Origin of the sequence: Pseudomonas sp. URIL14HWK12:I12 (genome assembly GCF_003097135.1) — a bacterium.
Classification (GTDB): domain Bacteria; phylum Pseudomonadota; class Gammaproteobacteria; order Pseudomonadales; family Pseudomonadaceae; genus Aquipseudomonas.
This window is the reverse complement of record NZ_QEQL01000001.1, coordinates 64,087-79,934: the sequence shown is the minus strand read 5'-3', so window position 1 is coordinate 79,934 and position 15,848 is coordinate 64,087. Positions and strand designations below refer to the sequence as shown.

10 protein-coding genes are annotated in these 15,848 nt (G+C 62.1%); 5 read left to right on the top strand and 5 right to left on the bottom strand.

Annotated features, from left to right (window positions below; translation table 11 throughout):
• Positions 1-63 precede the first annotated feature (63 nt).
• Positions 64-825 (top strand): hypothetical protein, encoded by a 762-nt coding sequence (locus tag F474_RS00340; protein WP_097086329.1) that lies wholly within the window; start codon positions 64-66, stop codon positions 823-825.
• Positions 826-993: 168 nt separating this feature from the next.
• Here F474_RS00340 and F474_RS00335 read toward each other — a convergent pair whose 3' ends face one another.
• Complete coding sequence (locus tag F474_RS00335; protein ID WP_097086327.1) at positions 994-5,859, bottom strand: NAD-glutamate dehydrogenase; 4,866 nt, start codon at positions 5,857-5,859, stop codon at positions 994-996.
• Positions 5,860-6,207: 348 nt separating this feature from the next.
• On the opposite strand from F474_RS00335, the gene F474_RS00330 reads away from it, so the two are divergent.
• Genes F474_RS00330 through F474_RS00320 form a run of 3 tightly spaced genes read left to right on the top strand, consistent with a single transcriptional unit; the run spans position 6,208 to position 9,014 of the window.
• Positions 6,208-6,963 carry an ABC transporter substrate-binding protein gene (locus F474_RS00330; protein WP_097086325.1) on the top strand — a complete coding sequence of 252 codons (756 nt, stop codon included), beginning with the start codon at positions 6,208-6,210 and terminating at the stop codon, positions 6,961-6,963.
• Between the two features lie 3 nt (positions 6,964-6,966).
• Entirely contained in the window at positions 6,967-8,304 is a 1,338-nt protein-coding gene (locus tag F474_RS00325) for a diguanylate cyclase domain-containing protein (RefSeq protein WP_218191663.1), read from the top strand.
• Positions 8,301-9,014, top strand: a complete 714-nt coding sequence (locus F474_RS00320) for an ABC transporter substrate-binding protein (RefSeq protein ID WP_097086323.1) — start codon at positions 8,301-8,303, stop codon at positions 9,012-9,014. The genes F474_RS00325 and F474_RS00320 overlap by 4 nt, the downstream gene beginning before the upstream one ends.
• Positions 9,015-9,048: 34 nt before the next feature.
• Here the strand turns inward: F474_RS00320 and garD are convergent, their stop codons facing one another.
• Complete coding sequence (garD, locus tag F474_RS00315) at positions 9,049-10,602, bottom strand: galactarate dehydratase (protein WP_097086321.1); 1,554 nt, start codon at positions 10,600-10,602, stop codon at positions 9,049-9,051.
• Positions 10,603-10,963: 361 nt separating this feature from the next.
• On the opposite strand from garD, the gene F474_RS00310 reads away from it, so the two are divergent.
• Positions 10,964-12,001: a hypothetical protein gene (locus F474_RS00310; protein ID WP_125483352.1), complete on the top strand. Its 1,038-nt coding sequence runs from the start codon at positions 10,964-10,966 to the stop codon at positions 11,999-12,001.
• Between the two features lie 27 nt (positions 12,002-12,028).
• Here F474_RS00310 and F474_RS00305 read toward each other — a convergent pair whose 3' ends face one another.
• From F474_RS00305 to F474_RS00295, 3 genes are read right to left on the bottom strand one after another with little or no spacing between them, the layout of a single operon-like run.
• On the bottom strand, positions 12,029-13,855 hold the full coding sequence (locus F474_RS00305) for a monovalent cation:proton antiporter-2 (CPA2) family protein (protein ID WP_097086318.1): 1,827 nt from the start codon (positions 13,853-13,855) through the stop codon (positions 12,029-12,031).
• A gap of 23 nt (positions 13,856-13,878) precedes the next feature.
• Positions 13,879-14,247, bottom strand: a complete 369-nt coding sequence (locus F474_RS00300; RefSeq protein ID WP_097086316.1) for a response regulator — start codon at positions 14,245-14,247, stop codon at positions 13,879-13,881.
• A gap of 21 nt (positions 14,248-14,268) precedes the next feature.
• The gene (locus tag F474_RS00295; protein WP_097086314.1) at positions 14,269-15,711 is read right to left on the bottom strand and encodes an ATPase domain-containing protein; all 1,443 of its coding nucleotides are present in this window, start codon (positions 15,709-15,711) and stop codon (positions 14,269-14,271) included.
• Between the last annotated feature and the right edge of the window lie 137 nt (positions 15,712-15,848).

Genomic DNA, 15,848 nt, shown 5'->3' with positions numbered 1-15,848 from the left:
CTGATGCAGGCTTTGTGCTATCCCGCCAATCCATGCGGGCATTGCCTTCCCGAGCCCTTGATCATGAACAATCTGCCTCGCATCACCTTGGCCTTCTGGGTCATGAAAATCTGTGCCACCACCCTGGGTGAAACCGCCGGGGACCTTCTGTCGATGACCCTTGCCCTGGGTTACGCTGCCAGCTCGATCATTCTGCTCAGCGTATTTGTCACCACCCTCACCGGCCAATTGGCCAGCCGCCGTTACCACCCTGCGTTGTACTGGCTGGTGATCCTGTCGACGAGCACCGCCGGCACTACCCTGTCGGACTTCATGGACCGCAGCCTCGGGCTGGGCTATGCCACAGGCTCGGCCGTCTTGATCGGCCTGCTGGGAACCGTGCTGGTGCTGTGGTACCTCGCGGAGGGGTCGCTGTCGGTGGAGCGAGTGCGCACCTTTCAGGGCCAATTGTTCTACTGGCTGGCGATTCTGGTGTCCAACACCCTGGGCACCGCGCTCGGGGATTTTCTTGCTGACGACTCAGGGCTGGGCTTCGCGGGCGGGGCAGCGCTGATTGCGGCTGCGCTGGGTGTGATCGTGATTCTGCACCTGCGTACCCGCGTCAGCCCGGTGCTGCTGTTTTGGGCGGCTTTCGTGTTGACACGGCCGTTCGGCGCAACGTTGGGTGATGTTCTGACCAAGCCTCTGGCTCAGGGTGGCTTGGATTTGGGCACGGTAGGCAGCTCAGCGGTGCTGGCCGCGATACTTGCCGTTGGCGTGGGGCTGGCCTGGCAGCGCCAGCGTAAGCCGCGGCCACAGGCGGTGCGCGTCGCAGGGCGCGTGTAAGGGTGGCTCAAAGGCGGGCATTGCCATGGCGTGTCGCGCGGCAAGCCGCCCTCCCACTGAATACTCCTAGCCATCGGCTTGAAATAGACAGTGGGAGGCCGGCGTGCTGCGACTATAGCCACCGTGCGGAGCAACTCAGCGCCACACGGTGGGATAACACCGCAGGGTTCAGCCGGCTGGCATCACCGCAGGGCTCAGGGCCAGGTCGGCCAACTCCCGGTTAGCCACGGCATACATTGCGTAGTCCGTGCCGGTGGCAGCGCGAATGTCGTCGAGCATGGCGCGCCAGCGTTCAACGTGCAGGCGGTGCTGGTCGAGCCACAGAGCCACGCGCTCGTCGGTCTGCTCCGGGGCATCCGGCATCTGCAGGGCAGCAATGGTGATCGCGCGCTGTTGCAGGTCCAGGTCATCGCGGAACGCCTCACGGGCAAGGGCTTGCCAGTTGGTTTTCACTGGCAGGCCGCTGATCTGCGCCAGGTACCAGTTCAGGTCCAATGCGCTGCCCATGGCGAAATAGGCCTTGGCCACCTGCGCAGCTTCCTGGCCGGTAACGTCCGACGCTTCAATGATCGGCAGCAGCGTGTACAGGTGGCTCGTGCCTGCGACCATGCGCGCCAGCAACTCCGGCACACCGGCTTCGACATACGCGGTGTAACGGCTCTCCCACAGTTCGCGGGTTGGGCCTTCGAGCAACTCATTGAGTTTGAGCCCAAGCGACGCCAGGTGGGGGCCGAAGTGAGCCACGTCACGCGCGGGGTTCTGGTCGGTACGGCGGTTGCGCAAGAACCAGCGGGTGGCACGGCGGCCCAGGCGCATGAGCTCCTCCATCAGCCTGAGCTGCACCTCTGCCGGTACCTGGTAGTCCAGCGCCTCGATCTGGCGGAACCAGTGCGGCAAGTGGAAGATGTCCCGCACCACCACGTAGGCACCGGCCACATCGGCCGCCGTCATCCCGGTCGACTCCTTCAGCCGCTGTACGAAGGTAATGCCCATATTGTTGACCAGATCGTTCGCAATCTGGGTACTGACGATTTCGCGCTTCAGGCGATGACGACGCATCGCTTCGCGATACGGCGCGGCCAGGCTCGGCGGGAACGCGGTTTCCATGTCGCGTGCCAGGTAATCGTCATCGGGCACCGCCGAGGCCAGCAGGCTTTCCTTGAGATCGATCTTGGCGTAGGAGATCAACACGCACAGCTCGGCCCTGGTCAGGCCCTGCCCGGCGGCCAGGCGCTCGGACAGCGCCTCCTCGCTGGGCAGGAACTCGATCGCACGGTCAAGCTTGCCGCGCCCTTCAAGGTCGATCATCAACCGGCGGTACTCGGCCAGGCCCTCGTGAGCACGGCGCACTGCCAGGGAGAGCGCCTGGGTCTGCTTGTAGTTGTTGCCCAGCACCAGGTGAGCGACTTCGTCGGTCATGCTGCCCAGCAACTGGTTACGCTGCTTCTCGGTCATGTCGCCTGCGGCGACGGCCTCGTTGAGCAGAATCTTGATGTTCACTTCGTGGTCGGAGCAGTCAACGCCCCCGGCATTGTCGATGAAGTCGGTGTTGGTAGCGCCACCGTTGAGGCCGAATTCCACCCGACCGAGCTGAGTCATCCCCAGGTTGCCGCCCTCGCCTACCACTTTGCAGCGCAGCTCGTCGCCATTGACCCGCAGAGCGTCGTTAGCCTTGTCGCCTACATCGGCATGGCTTTCTTCGCTCGCCTTGACGTAGGTCCCGATGCCACCGTTCCAGAGCAGGTCGACCGGCGCTTTAAGCAACGCATTGAGCAGCTCGGTGGGCGTCAGGCGATCTGCCTGGATGTCGAAACGAGCCTTCATCGCCGGGCTGATGGCGATGCTCTTGGCGCTGCGCAGGAAAATCCCGCCACCTTCGGAGATCAACCGGCTGTCGTAGTCGGACCATGACGACCGGGGCAGATTGAACAGTCGCTGACGCTCCGCGAAACTCGCAGCCGGTTCCGGGTTAGGGTCAATGAAAATGTGCAGGTGGTTGAATGCAGCCACCAGTTGCAGCTTATCGGACATCAACAGCCCGTTGCCGAACACATCGCCCGCCATGTCGCCCACACCGACCACACTGATGCTGTCTTTCTGCACATCGATGCCGCGTTCGCGGAAGTGCCGCTGTACGCCGACCCACGCGCCGCGGGCGGTGATACCCATGCCTTTGTGGTCGTAGCCGGCAGAGCCACCGGAAGCAAAGGCGTCGCCCAGCCAGAAGCCGTATTCGAGGGCGATGCCGTTGGCGATGTCGGAGAAGGTCGCGGTGCCTTTGTCGGCAGCGACCACCAGATACGGGTCATCGGCATCGTGGCGCACGACGTTTGCCGGCGGCACCACTTCACCTTCCTTCAGGTTGTCTGTGATGTCGAGCAAACCGCTGATGAAAGTGCGGTAGCAAGCGATGGCCTCAGCCTGCACCTCGTCACGGCTGCCCCCCGTTGGCAGCCGGCGCGGTACGAAACCGCCCTTGGCGCCCACCGGCACGATGACCGAGTTCTTCACCTGCTGCGCCTTGACCAGGCCCAGCACCTCGGTGCGGAAGTCTTCCTCGCGGTCCGACCAGCGCAGCCCACCCCGGGCGACATTGCCAAAGCGCAGGTGCACCCCCTCTACCCGTGGTGAGTAGACGAATATCTCGAACTTGGGCACTGGCTTGGGCAGCTCGGGAATGGCACGGGGGTTGAATTTGAAGCTGAAGTAGCTCTTGTTCTGGCCGCTTGCGTCGGTTTGGTAGAAGTTGGTGCGCTGGGTGGCCTTGATCAGGTCCAGGTAGCGGCGCAGGATCCGGTCTTCGTTAAGCACCTGAACGTCGTCCAGCGCCGTCAGGATCGCCTGCTCCAGACGCTGCTGCTTGTCTTCCAGATCGTCGGCAGACAGTTTGCGCGCCAGGTAGAAGCGCGTCTTGAACAGGCGGGTCAGTTCCCGGGCGATGTCGGTGTGGTTATTCAGCGCGGCGGCGATGTACCCCAGGTCGAAGCCCAGGCGGATCTGCTTGAGGTAGCGAGCATAGGCGCGCAACAGCGCCACGTCGCGCCATGGAAGGCCAGCAGTGAGCACGAGGCGGTTGAAGGCATCGTTTTCGGCGTCGCCGCGCACGATGTGCACGAAGGCATCCTGGAGGGTGTCGTTGAGCTGCTGCAGGTCGAGCTCTCGGCTGTCGGCGCAGGTAAAGGCGAAGTCGTGAATCCAGTACTCGCGGCCGTTCTTATGGTGCAGCCGGTACGGGAACTCACCCAGCACGCGCAGGCCGAGGTTTTCCAGGATCGGCAGCACATCGGAAAGTGCCAGCGGCGCATCGGCGTGATAGAGCTTGCAGTGCAGCAAGTGCTGGCCGGTCTGTGCCAGCGGTTGGTAGAAGCTCATTACCAGCGGGCGCTGCTCGCTCAAGTTGAGCAGGTGCTGAAGGTCTACGACCGCCGAGTGCGGCGCGAAGCGCTCGCGATAACCTGCGGGGAAACCTTTGGGGAAGTCGGCCAGCAAGTGGGTGCCTTGCGCCTCGCCGAAATTTTCTACGGCCAGTGCCTGGTAGTCGTCCTGCCAGGAGCGGCAGGCCTGCACTACCTCGCGTTCCAGTTGCGCGGGGTCGATTTCCAGGCGCACCTGTGGGTCTACGCGCAGAATCAGCTGCACGCGTGCCAGCACCGACTCGGAGAAGAACGTCCAGAACTCGCAATCGCTGGCTTTCAGGCGCTCCATCAGCACCTGCTGGATCTTTTGCCGCACTTCGGTGGAATACACTTCGCGCGGTACATAGGCCAGGCAGTAGCAGAAGCGGCCGTAGGGGTCCTTGCGCAGGAACACGCGAATCTTGTTGCGCTCCTGGATCTGCACGATGGCCATGACCGTGGTGAACAGCTCGTCGACCGGGGTCTGGAACAGGTCGTCACGCGGCAGCACTTCCAGTGCCTGGGCCAGTTCTTTGCCCAAGTGAGCTTTGGCGTCGAAGCCGGAGCGGCGTTCGATTTCAGCGACCTTGCTGCGGATGTAGGGGATCTGATGCACGCTCTGGGCGTAAACCGAAGAGGTATACAAGCCCATGAAGCGGCATTCGCGCACCACCTTGCCTTGCTCGTCGAGCTGGCGGATGGATACATAGTCGGGGTACGCCGGGCGGTGCACTCGACTAGGCGCAGCGGCTTTGGCGAACGATAGCAGGGTTGGCTCCTGCAAGTAGGCGACCGCGTAGTCTTCGATACGCAGATCGTCGGCTGACAGCCCGGCGCGCAGCAGGCGAGTCAGGCCCAGAAAAGCGCTTTCGTCATACACCATCTGGCCGCCGTGTTCGTCGGCGTGCACCACGAATTCTTCGTAGCCCAGGAAGGTGAAATGGTTGTCGAGCAACCACTGCAGGTATTCCTTGACCTCTGCGCGCTCCTGCTCGGAGACGCGGGCGAACGGCGTGGCATCAACCACCGCCATCAGTTCGTGGGCTTTCGCCTTCATTGGCTCGAAGTCTTCGACGGCGGCGCGCACTTCTCCCAGCACACTCAGCAGCTCATTGACCAATGTGGCCATCTGCGCAGCAGTCGCGCAGCGGTCAATTTCCAGATACATCAACGACTCATGGGCGATGCCTTCGCCGGCTTCCCCTTTGGGCAGCACCTCCAGCAGCTCGCCGGCGGCATTGCGGCGGGTCGACAGCACGGTAGTCTGCAGCGTGTGGATGCTATAGCCCCGGCGGTTGAGTTCGGTGCGCACCGAATCGACCAGAAACGGCAGGTCGCTGTGCAGCACTTCGACCACACTGTGGGTGGACTGCCAGCCGTGGCGCTCATAATCGGGGTTGTAGACTCGGACCTGCGGGTCGGCCGGGTCGAAACGCTGTAGCAGGCGCCACGCTGAAAGCGTACAGCCGGCCAGGTCCGAGAGGCGACGCTGGGTGAGTTCGTCGAGGGGAATGATGCCGAAGAACTGTTCGGCGAACAGAGCCAGTTGTGGCAAGGCCGTGTCGCCGACATGCTGCGCCAGGACCGCTCTCAGTTGATGCTGGAAGTCGGCTTTGCTGGCCGCGGTGAAGAACGCCATCGATGAATTACTCCGCCAGGGGGTTTGTTTTTTTGATGGATGCTTCTGGATAGGTTCCCGCCGGCTGGCGATTTATTTGACCAGGCGGGCGTGGAACATGTGCCTGAGTGGGCCTTGAATAACGGGCAGTGGCCACACGAAAGCGCCCCAGCTTAACGAGCCCCGTGCGACAAGGTCTTGCGCTGTGGCGACATATTCGGTCATCGCTCGGTTGTATGACTTCCACGCCATCCCGCCCCCTTATCGATGGGACTGAAGTACCAGCTCTGAAGGCGCTAAAGCCCGTCGCTGGCCGGCCGATAATCCCTGTGTCATCCTTCGCAACCCTTCGTTCCGGTACGCCCTTTGATGCTTGTGCCTTGCTTGTTGCGCCGCCTGAGCCTTGCCTGCTTGATGAGCCTGGCGGCGCTGGGTGCCGGCGCCAGCCCGTTGAACGTTGTGACCGAAGAGTTGCCTCCCTACAACATGATCGAGAATGGTCAAATCACAGGCTTGTGTACCGACCTGGTACAGGCTGCACTTGAGGAGGCAGGAGTGGATGGCTACTTCGAAATGCTCCCTTGGGCTCGGGCCTACGACTTGGCTCAACATGTCGATAACGTGCTGATCTACTCGATGTCGCGCACGCCCGAGCGCGAACGCCTGTTCCAATGGGTCGGCAACCTGGTCTCGGTGCGATGGTATCTGTACGCCCACACCGAGCGACCGGTGAAACTCCACAACCTGGCCGAGGGCCGCGCCCATCAGGTAGCCACAGTGAACCAAGATTCCGGGGAACAGTATCTGCAGGCCCATGGCTTTACCCTCGGGCAGAACCTGCAATCGAGCGCCCGCTACGCCCTGAACTACGAAAAACTCAAGCGCGGCCATGTCGACCTGTGGATTTCCGATGAGCTCAACGCCTACTCGGTGGTGCGCCAGGCCGGCGACGATCCTCAGCGGGTGCTGATGCCCGTACTCGAGATTCCAGACTTAGGCCACGACGCCTTCAGCTTGGCAGCCAGCCCAGGGACGCCAGTGCAAACTGTCGAAAAATTGCGTCAGGCGCTGGAGCGTCTGCACCAGAACGGCACCTATGACGCCATTGTAAAGAAGTGGTTCTGAACCTTGACCGCACCTCACGATGATCCTACCCACGCGTCCAGAGACCGCGAGCGCCCGTTGGCCCACCGCTTGGTCGTGGCTACCCTGTGCTTTTGCCTGGCCTTCACCTTGGCCACGGTCGGGTTGCGCACCTGGTCTGCTTGGAATTCGGGCGTCGAGGTCATGCGCACGGAACTCGAGCTGGTTGACCAGGTGTTCGAGGGGCCATTGGCGAAGGCGGTATGGGAGCTGGACAACGAGAGCCTTGCCGCACAGCTGGATAACGTGGCGCAGGCGGCGCCCGTAGGCCGTGTTGTGCTGCGCATCACCCGCCCCGGGCGCAGCGATGAGGTGCTGGTGCGTCAGCGCGAAAGCTTCACAACGTTGGGTGCTGCGCCTCTGTTACAGCAGCCGCTGAAGGTGATGCCTTACCCCGAGTCGCATTTGCAGGTGGGGACACTCATGCTTGAAGGCGACCCGGCGTTGCTGTGGCAGCGGCTGTGGCGCGAGCTTGCGTTCATCATCATTACGCAGTTGATCCAGTCCGTCGCCCTGGCGGGCCTGATCACCCTCATGTTCCACCGCCTGGTGACGTTGCACGTGCGTCATATCGCTCGACACTTGGGCCAATTGACCCCCCGCAATTTGGGCACACCGGTACGGCTGGACCGCCTCGGCACGCGCAATGATGAGCTCGACCTGCTGTGCGATGGCATCAACCAGCTGCAAGGCAACCTCGGCACCTACCTCGAAGGCCAGCGGGAAGCGGAGCTGGCGCTTGAGCGCAGCCGCGATCAGCTGGCCACCTTGGTCGATGAGCGTACGGCCGAGCTCAAAGCCGCCAACGCCCGGCTGGAGAGGCTATCGCGCCATGACCCGCTGACTGGGCTTGCCAACCGCCGGTGGTTCGATGAAATCAAAGAGACCGAGTACCGCCGCGCGATGCGAAGCGGGCAGCCGCTTACCGTGCTGATGTGCGACGTGGACCACTTCAAGGCGTTCAATGACCGCTATGGCCACGGCGAAGGGGATGAGTGCCTGAGGTCGATCGCCGAGATGATGAGCACACTGTTCTGCCGCCCAGGTAAGCTATGCGCACGGCTGGGTGGAGAAGAATTCGCGATCATTCTGCCTGCGACCGATACTGGGCAAGCGCGTATGGCCGCCGAGCGCCTGCGCCAGAGCATAGCCGCGCTGGCAATCCCTCATGGCGCCTCCCCTGTCGGCCCATACGTCACCCTGAGCATTGGCATTGCGCAGCTTGACTCAACCGCTATGGAAGCCTTCGATCAGTTGCTGCAGCGCGCCGATCAGGCCCTGTATCGGGCCAAGGCCGCAGGCCGCGATCAGGTGGCCTCGTGAAGGGCCGCTGGCTGGGGCTTGCCTTGGGTTGGCTGTGCTTGTGTACGCAGGCGGCGCCCCTGCAAGTAGTCACCGAAGAGTCATCCTACAGCTATTACCAGGGCGGTGAGCTGAAGGGGCCAGCTACCGACGCCGCCGATGCCCTGCTGGCCCGCGCGGGCTTGCCCAGAAGCATCACCCTGTACCCTTGGGCGCGCGCCTACGACCTGGCCTTGGCTGAACCAGACGTACTGATTTTTCCCTTGATACGTACGCGTGAACGGGAGAGCCGCTTCGAATGGATCGGGCAGTTCGCGCAGATCCACACCCTGCTCTATCGCCTGCAAAGGCGTGACGACATACAGCTCTCAAAGCTGGACGACGCGCGCCAGTACACCTTGGGTGTTGTTCGCGATGACTTCCGCGAAGCCTACCTGCGCGGCCAGGGTTTTACCCGGCTGGTGGTGTCGGCATCAGCAGAAGACAACGCGCGCAAGCTGCTCAACGGCCAGGTAGACCTCATCCCCTTGGCCGAAGCTGACGCCGCACGCTACTTCGCTCAGAACAACGGCCCCGCCCACCCCTTGGTGCCAGTGCTTCGGCTTGACCAACTCACTGCAAAGGCCTGGTTCGCCATGAGCAAGGGCAGCACTGCAGAGACGGTACAAGCCCTGCGCGAGGCATTCGATGCGCTCAAGGCGAACGGTGTGTTCGACGCGCTGGGCCGGTAGCACTGCAGTTGCAGGCCAGCCCGGCCCCTGGGCATCAAGTGATCGGTGCGGGGTTGAACAGCACCAGGTCGTTGTGCAGGCGATGCTGCTCGGCCCAGGTCTGCTTGCGGCCGCTGGCGACGTCCAGATAGTAATGAAACAACTCCCAGCCTAGCTCTTCGATGCTCATCCGCCCAGTGGCCACGCGCCCTGCGTCGATGTCTATCAGGTCATGCCAGCGCCGGGCCAGTTCGCTGCGGGTGCACACCTTGACCACAGGCACCATCGCCAGCCCGTAAGGGGTGCCGCGGCCAGTGGTGAATACGTGCAGGTTCATGCCCGCCGCAAGTTGCAGCGTGCCACAGACGAAATCGCTGGCCGGCGTAGCGCAGAAGATCAACCCTCTGCGGCCTACTCGCTCTCCTGGGCCAATAACCCCGTTGATGGCGCTACTACCGGACTTGACGATCGAGCCAAGCGCCTTTTCGACGATATTCGACAACCCCCCTTTCTTGTTTCCAGGCGTGGTGTTGGCACTGCGGTCAGCAGCGCCGCGCTCCAGGTATTGATCGTACCAGTCCATTTCCCGTACCAAGGCGTCGGCCACGTCTCGATTTTCAGCGCGAGCGGTCAGCATGTAGATAGCATCACGCACCTCTGTATTTTCCGAGAACATCACCGTAGCGCCGGCCCGAACCAGCAGGTCGGCGGCAAAGCCCAGAGCGGGGTTGGCAGTGATACCGCTGAAAGCGTCGCTGCCGCCGCACTGCATCCCCAAGATCAATTCGCTGGCGGGCACGGTTTCGCGGCGCCGTTGATTGAGCTTTTCAAGCCGTACCTGCGCCAGCGCCATGATCTGCTCGATCATTTCACCGAAGCCCTGCCCCGCGTCTTGCAGCCGGTACAGCCATGGCTCGGACAAGTCCACCGAGGGATCATCCTCGTGCATGACCTGCCCGGCTTGAAGTTTTTCGCAACCCAGGCTGATGACCAGGGCCTCGCCCCCCAGATTCGGGTTGCGTGACAGGTTGCGAACCGTGCGAATGGGAATGTAGGCATCACGGGCGTTGATGGCCACACCGCAGCCGTAACTGTGGGTCAAGGCAACCACGTCGTCGACGTTCGGATACCTGGGCAGCAACTCCTTGCGGATACGCTTGACGGCGTGCTCCAGCACGCCGGTGACGCACTGCACGGTGGTAGTGATGCCCAGGATGTTACGCGTACCGACCGTACCGTCGGCGTTGCGGTAGCCTTCGAAGGTATAGCCCTCCAGTGGCGGCAGTGGCGCTGGCACGGCATTAGCCATCGGCAAGCTGTCCAGCGCAGGCGCAGTGGGCATGCGTAGCTGATGCTCCTGGACCCAGCTACCTTTTCGCAGCGGCTGGGCAGCGTAGCCGATCACCTGGCCGTAGCGCCGCACCTCGGCGCCTTCTGGAATATCGCTGGTCGCGACCTTATGGCTCTGCGGAATGCCTTCCACAGTCACCAGGCCATCAGGAAAGGCGCTGCCCTCGCTAACCCCTTGGTCGTTTACCACGACGACAACGTTGTCGTCATCGTGAAGACGCACGTAGCGGGGGGAGTCAGAGTGTTCGATCAATTGCATGGGGGTGGCCCCTTGTTGGTCTTGTTATCAAACGTCTTTCGCGCGCCGATCATCGACGGCATTCGCTGCACGGCTGAGCGAGGGATACGTTATCGTACAGGCTTGATAATAGATAGACCCTTGATTGGCTGAAATTGCCATTTTCATCTGTTTTTAGAGAACTGATAACCCCATCGTTGTCGTACTACTAGACGGGCTTCGCTATCTACCTGGCCACTTCGATGCGCTATTCACGTGATAGCCGCAACCGCCGAGCAAGCAACACTGGACAACGTGAAGCAGCAGGTCTATGTTCGCGCTTTCAGCCCGGCGCAATGGATGCGCCCGACACATTGTGGTCGTGTATCGAGGGATCCAGCCCGTGAAGATTTCGTCGATGTTGGCCTTGGTGCTGGGAGCACCGTTGCTCAGTGGGTGCAACTCTACCGACCCCACCCAGTGGCGCTACGTGCTGTACGATGACAGCGATACGGCCCCCCATGCCGATTACAGCGGCATGACCAAATTCACCCTGGCCCGCTCGGTGCTTCTGGTGCAGCCCAGCGCCACCTCAGGCGGGGCGCCGGAAATGCTCTCTGTGCCGGCCGAAGCACAGGGTGCAGGCACGCATTATGGCTTTGAGCCTATCGCCCCGGCCAAGCCGCCTCACCTGGCGACCTACGAGGGCACACGGGTCGTTCGTAGCGTGGTCATGCACACCACTGGAACGCAGCACGTAACACCGCCGGTCTCGGTCCCAGCGGCCGTCACTTCTGCCGAGAGCACCGGGCGCTCGCCTGCCCTGCCGCTGGCTATCGATACGCAGCGCCTGATGGCCGAACCGGATACCCGTGCAGGTACACGCTATGCCGTGGTGAAAAATGCCGCCACTACCTATGCTGTTCGGTTCGACTACAGCGCAGTGCCCAGCGATGCGATCGCAACGGCCCAGCTTGATCTGGCTCGTGCCTCCGGCGTCTATTTTCACTCTGCATGCCGCACTGCGACCCTCACCTTCCTGAGCGCACCCCTGCGGCAGCAGCAATTCACCGTCACCATCGCCGACCCCAACTTCGTACAGACCGTCGCCCTCGATGGGCAAGCTCAACTGACCAGCCATGCCGGCTGCGGGGTCGATCAAGGGGAAAAGTCGGAAGACGTTGCAACGCTGGCTGCTCTCAACCGGAACATGGCGCAGGCGCGAAGCCTTGCTCATCTTTGGGCAACACTGCCTGTGGCCGGCCAGGCAGAGGCATTGGCACAGGCCAACGCAACCCAGCGCGCGGTCACTGCCACGCGCAAGGCCGTGGCTGCTGCCAAATCGGCAGCAGCCCAGCAGAAGCGCCAAGAAGAAGAAGCTGTTCGCAGCTCGCAGATTCGACAGCCAGCGGCAGTGCAGCTGGAAACGTTCAGATTCTAACGCTGGCCGGCCCGAGCAGCAGCCGGGTCAGTCCTGCGCTAGCTCCTGGCTCTCCCGGATTTCATCCTCTTCGTCGGCTGCAAACAACCGGGCAAGCTCTGCTCTGGCTTCCTGAGCGGTTTGCCGGACCTTCGCAGCATCGTCGACCTGCAGGTGCTGCGCACGCAACACCTGCTCATCATGCTGGCGAAACCTGCGAATCCTGGCCTGCGCCTGGGTTTCGCTCAGCCCCAAGCCGACCAGTGCCAAGCGGGTCATTTCAAGGCTGGAATGATAGGTTTCACGCACCGGTGTAGCGCCGATATCCACCAGCTTGTGGACATGCTGGCGGTTGCGTGCCCGGGCGATGATACGCACGTGAGGATAAAGCCGAGCAACCAGTGCGGCAGTTTGGATGTTGGTATCGGGGTCGTTGGTGGCGATCACGAAGTATTCAGCTTCACCGACCCGCGCTGCATGCAGGATCTCCTGCCGCAGCGGGTCGCCGTAGAACACAGGTGCCCCACCGAAACTGCGTGACAGCTCGATGGTTTCCACCGAGGTGTCGAGCGCCACGAAGGGGATCTTCTGCGCGCGCAACACACGCGCCACGATCTGGCCCATCCTGCCCATGCCGGCAATGACGACCCGAGGCGCATCGGCGTCGATCGTGCGGTATTCCTCTGGCACCACGGGTGCAGGCTTGGGCCGCGACGCGAGCCAGCGCCCCCCGAGCAGCATCATCGGCGGGGTAAGCGCCATCGATAAGGTAATGGTCAGCACCAGCACGTCGTGCAGCTGCGCATCGAAAAGGCCCTGTTCATGGCCGAGCTTGAACACTACAAAGGCGAACTCACCCCCTGCCGCCAACACCATACCGAGGCGCAATGCGCTCTGCCGCGACAACCCTCCCGCCAGGCGGCCAATGCTCCAGAGGATAGGCAGCTTGGTCAGCAGTAACAGCAAGGTAAGCCCCAGCACCAGTACAGGGCGCTGCACCAGCAAGCCGAGGTTGGCGCCCATGCCTACACTCATGAAGAACAGGCCCAGCAACAAACCTTTGAAGGGCTCGATCTGCGCTTCAAGCTCATGGCGGTATTCGGAGTCAGCCAGCAGCAGCCCCGCGAGGAAAGCGCCCAGTGCCATCGAGACCCCGGCCAGCTCCATCAGCCAGGCGGTGCCGATCACTACCAGCAGTGCGGTGGCCGTCGAAACTTCACGAATGCCCGCCCGCGCGACTATCCGAAACAGCGGCCTGAGCAGGTAGCGCCCACCTATCACCACCACCGCGACGCTGGCCAGGATCCGTAGGCCGTGCTCGAGCGTGCCGCCCTCAGCAGCCGGGGCGTTGCTGCCGGCGAGCAATGGCACGACTGCGATCAGAGGGATCGCGGCGATGTCCTGGAACAACAGGATGGCAAAGGCGAGGCGCCCATGGGGAGCGTTGAGCTCCTTGCGCTCAGCCAGGCTTTGCAGGCCAAAGGCCGTGGATGAAAGCGCCAGCCCCAGGCCCAGTAGCACTGCGCTGTTGAGTGGTAGTCCGAAACCAAGCAGTGCAATCGCGCCGATCACTGCTGCGGTGAGCAGCACCTGCGCCAGCCCGACACCGAACACCGACCGGCGCATCACCCACAGCCGCCTCGGCGACAGCTCAAGGCCAATGATGAACAGCAGCAGAACCACTCCTAGCTCGGAAATCTGCGCGATATTTTGCGTATTGTTGACCAGGCCCAGCACGCCCGGCCCGATGACGACACCCGCGAGCAGGTAGCCGATAACGGCGCCCAACTGAAGGCGGCGCGCCAAAGGCACGGCGATTACGGCGGCAAGCAGAAAGACGACCGCGGCCTCTAGCAGATGGCTTTCGGCGGGCATGAACACTCCTTGTGACGCGATACTCAGAAACCGGTGGGGTCCACGAACTCCCGAATCTTGGCAAGCACCAATTGGATATCGAAGGGTTTGTCGAACACCTCGGCAAACAGCTCGGGGCTGGCCCGGCCTACATTGCCCTGTGCCCCACTCATCAGCAAAATCGGCAAGTGCGCGAATGCCGGCCGAGCGCGCACGGCACGAGCGAATTCGAAGCCGTCCATGATTGGCATCATGAAGTCGGTGATCACAAGTGCCGGGCGCTCGCGATCGAGTACGTCCAGAGCTTTTTTGCCATTACTGGCCTTGACCACCATGTACCCTTCATCCTCCAGCGCAAACCCGAGGATATCGGCGATCAGGAACTCGTCGTCGACGATGAGGATGGTTGACATGTCAGATCGACCTGGATGGCATTAATGGCCCCTGCCCTGGGTGGCGCTACCGGTTAGCACCGCCTGGGCATCGGTGAAAGCCTTTTTCAGTTCAACACCTTGTTCGCCAATTACCAGTTCGCGAAGCGAAGCATCGTAGTCACTGTCTCTGATCTTCAGAATGGTGAGGCAGCGCTTAAGTTCAGATTGATGCTCTACAAAACGCATGACTACAACGTTATCCAGGATGCTGGAGAGGTCAGGCAGCGGAGAATTGACCTCCGGCCCAAACAGGCTGCGCAGCTCGAAGGTGCCCATCACCGTTACGCCGCGCGACCGCAGCTCGGCGACCAGCACGCTGAAAAAGTCGGAAACCCGCGCCGGGTTGCTGGCCATGCGGGTCATGCCGCCGAAGCTGTCGATCAGTACGCGCTTTATACCGTACTTGTCGACCTGAGCGAGCAACTTGGCCGCCAGGCCGTCCATCAGGCCTTCAGTAGCCGGATGCCAGGCCAGGTGCAGCGCACCGCTGGCCTGAAGGGCCGGGAAGTCAAGGCCCAGAGAACGTGCCTTGGCCTGCAGCCGCTGGGGCGGCTCGTAGAAACCAAAGTGCAATGATGGCTCCTGGGGGGTGCCTGCGCTGAGGAAATGCAGGCCCAGGGTAGTCTTGCCGACCCCGGATGGGCCCATGAGCAGTGTGGAGGAACCCTTGGCCAGGCCGCCGTGTGTCAGATCATCGAAACTGGGAATGCCGCTGCTGACCTGCTCACTGCTCCAGACATCCAGGCTCGCCGGGCGGCTATAGAGGCTTTCGAGGCGCGGGTATACCACCAGGCCATCATCGGTGATCTCGCATTCATGCAACCCCGAGAGCGCACCGCTGCCGCGGGTTTTACGTAACTGGATCCGCCGCACCGCACGGCTGCCGAACAGCTCCTCGCCCATCTCGATCACGCCATCGACCATGGTGTGCTCTGGGCTGCCGTCGTCGAGCCGGGCGCTGGTGAGAAACAGCACGGTGCAACCGGCAAAGGCCGCATGCCCCTGCAGCTCGGAGATGAACTTCTTGGTGTCGATCTGGGAATCGGCCTTGAATCGGGCATTGAGCAGCCCATCGACAATCAACACCGTGGCCTTCTGCCGGCTAATCTCACGGCGCAGCAGCTTCACTACCTCGTCCAGGCCTTCGTTTTCCAAAGTATCGAAGGCGCTGACGAACTGAATGTCGCCGCCAATGCGGCCCGGTTCGAAGAAGCTCAGCGTCGACAGGTACTGGAACAGGCGCTCGTGAGACTCGGACAACAGCGTCACCACCAGCACCCGGCCACCTTCGCTCGCGTGATGGAAGCCCAACTGGTTCGCCAGGATGGTTTTTCCGGAACCGGGGCGCCCCTGCACGATGTAGGAGGCACCGGCGACCAAACCACCCTTGAGCAAAGCGTCGAGGCCTGCAATGCCGCTTTTTAGGCGTTTTAGCTTATTCAAAGTCCGTCCTGCCTGTAAATGTGACCTGAGCCGAGCCCAACTTGCCCGCGAGCCAACATGTTAAAGAGCAAAATTCTACCTCCCTTTTCACGCTTTGGGTGAGCAATGTTTCCGTCATCGGTGCAACCCCAAGCGCC

Excerpts from the sequence above, each read along its gene's own strand:
- F474_RS00340 (WP_097086329.1), top strand. The coding sequence starts at position 64 with ATGAACAATCTGCCTCGCATCACCTTGGCCTTCTGGGTCATGAAAATC.
- F474_RS00335 (WP_097086327.1), bottom strand. The coding sequence starts at position 5,859 with ATGGCGTTCTTCACCGCGGCCAGCAAAGCCGACTTCCAGCATCAACTG.
- F474_RS00330 (WP_097086325.1), top strand. The coding sequence starts at position 6,208 with ATGCTTGTGCCTTGCTTGTTGCGCCGCCTGAGCCTTGCCTGCTTGATG.
- garD (WP_097086321.1), bottom strand. The coding sequence starts at position 10,602 with ATGCAATTGATCGAACACTCTGACTCCCCCCGCTACGTGCGTCTTCAC.
- F474_RS00305 (WP_097086318.1), bottom strand. The coding sequence starts at position 13,855 with ATGCCCGCCGAAAGCCATCTGCTAGAGGCCGCGGTCGTCTTTCTGCTT.
- F474_RS00300 (WP_097086316.1), bottom strand. The coding sequence starts at position 14,247 with ATGTCAACCATCCTCATCGTCGACGACGAGTTCCTGATCGCCGATATC.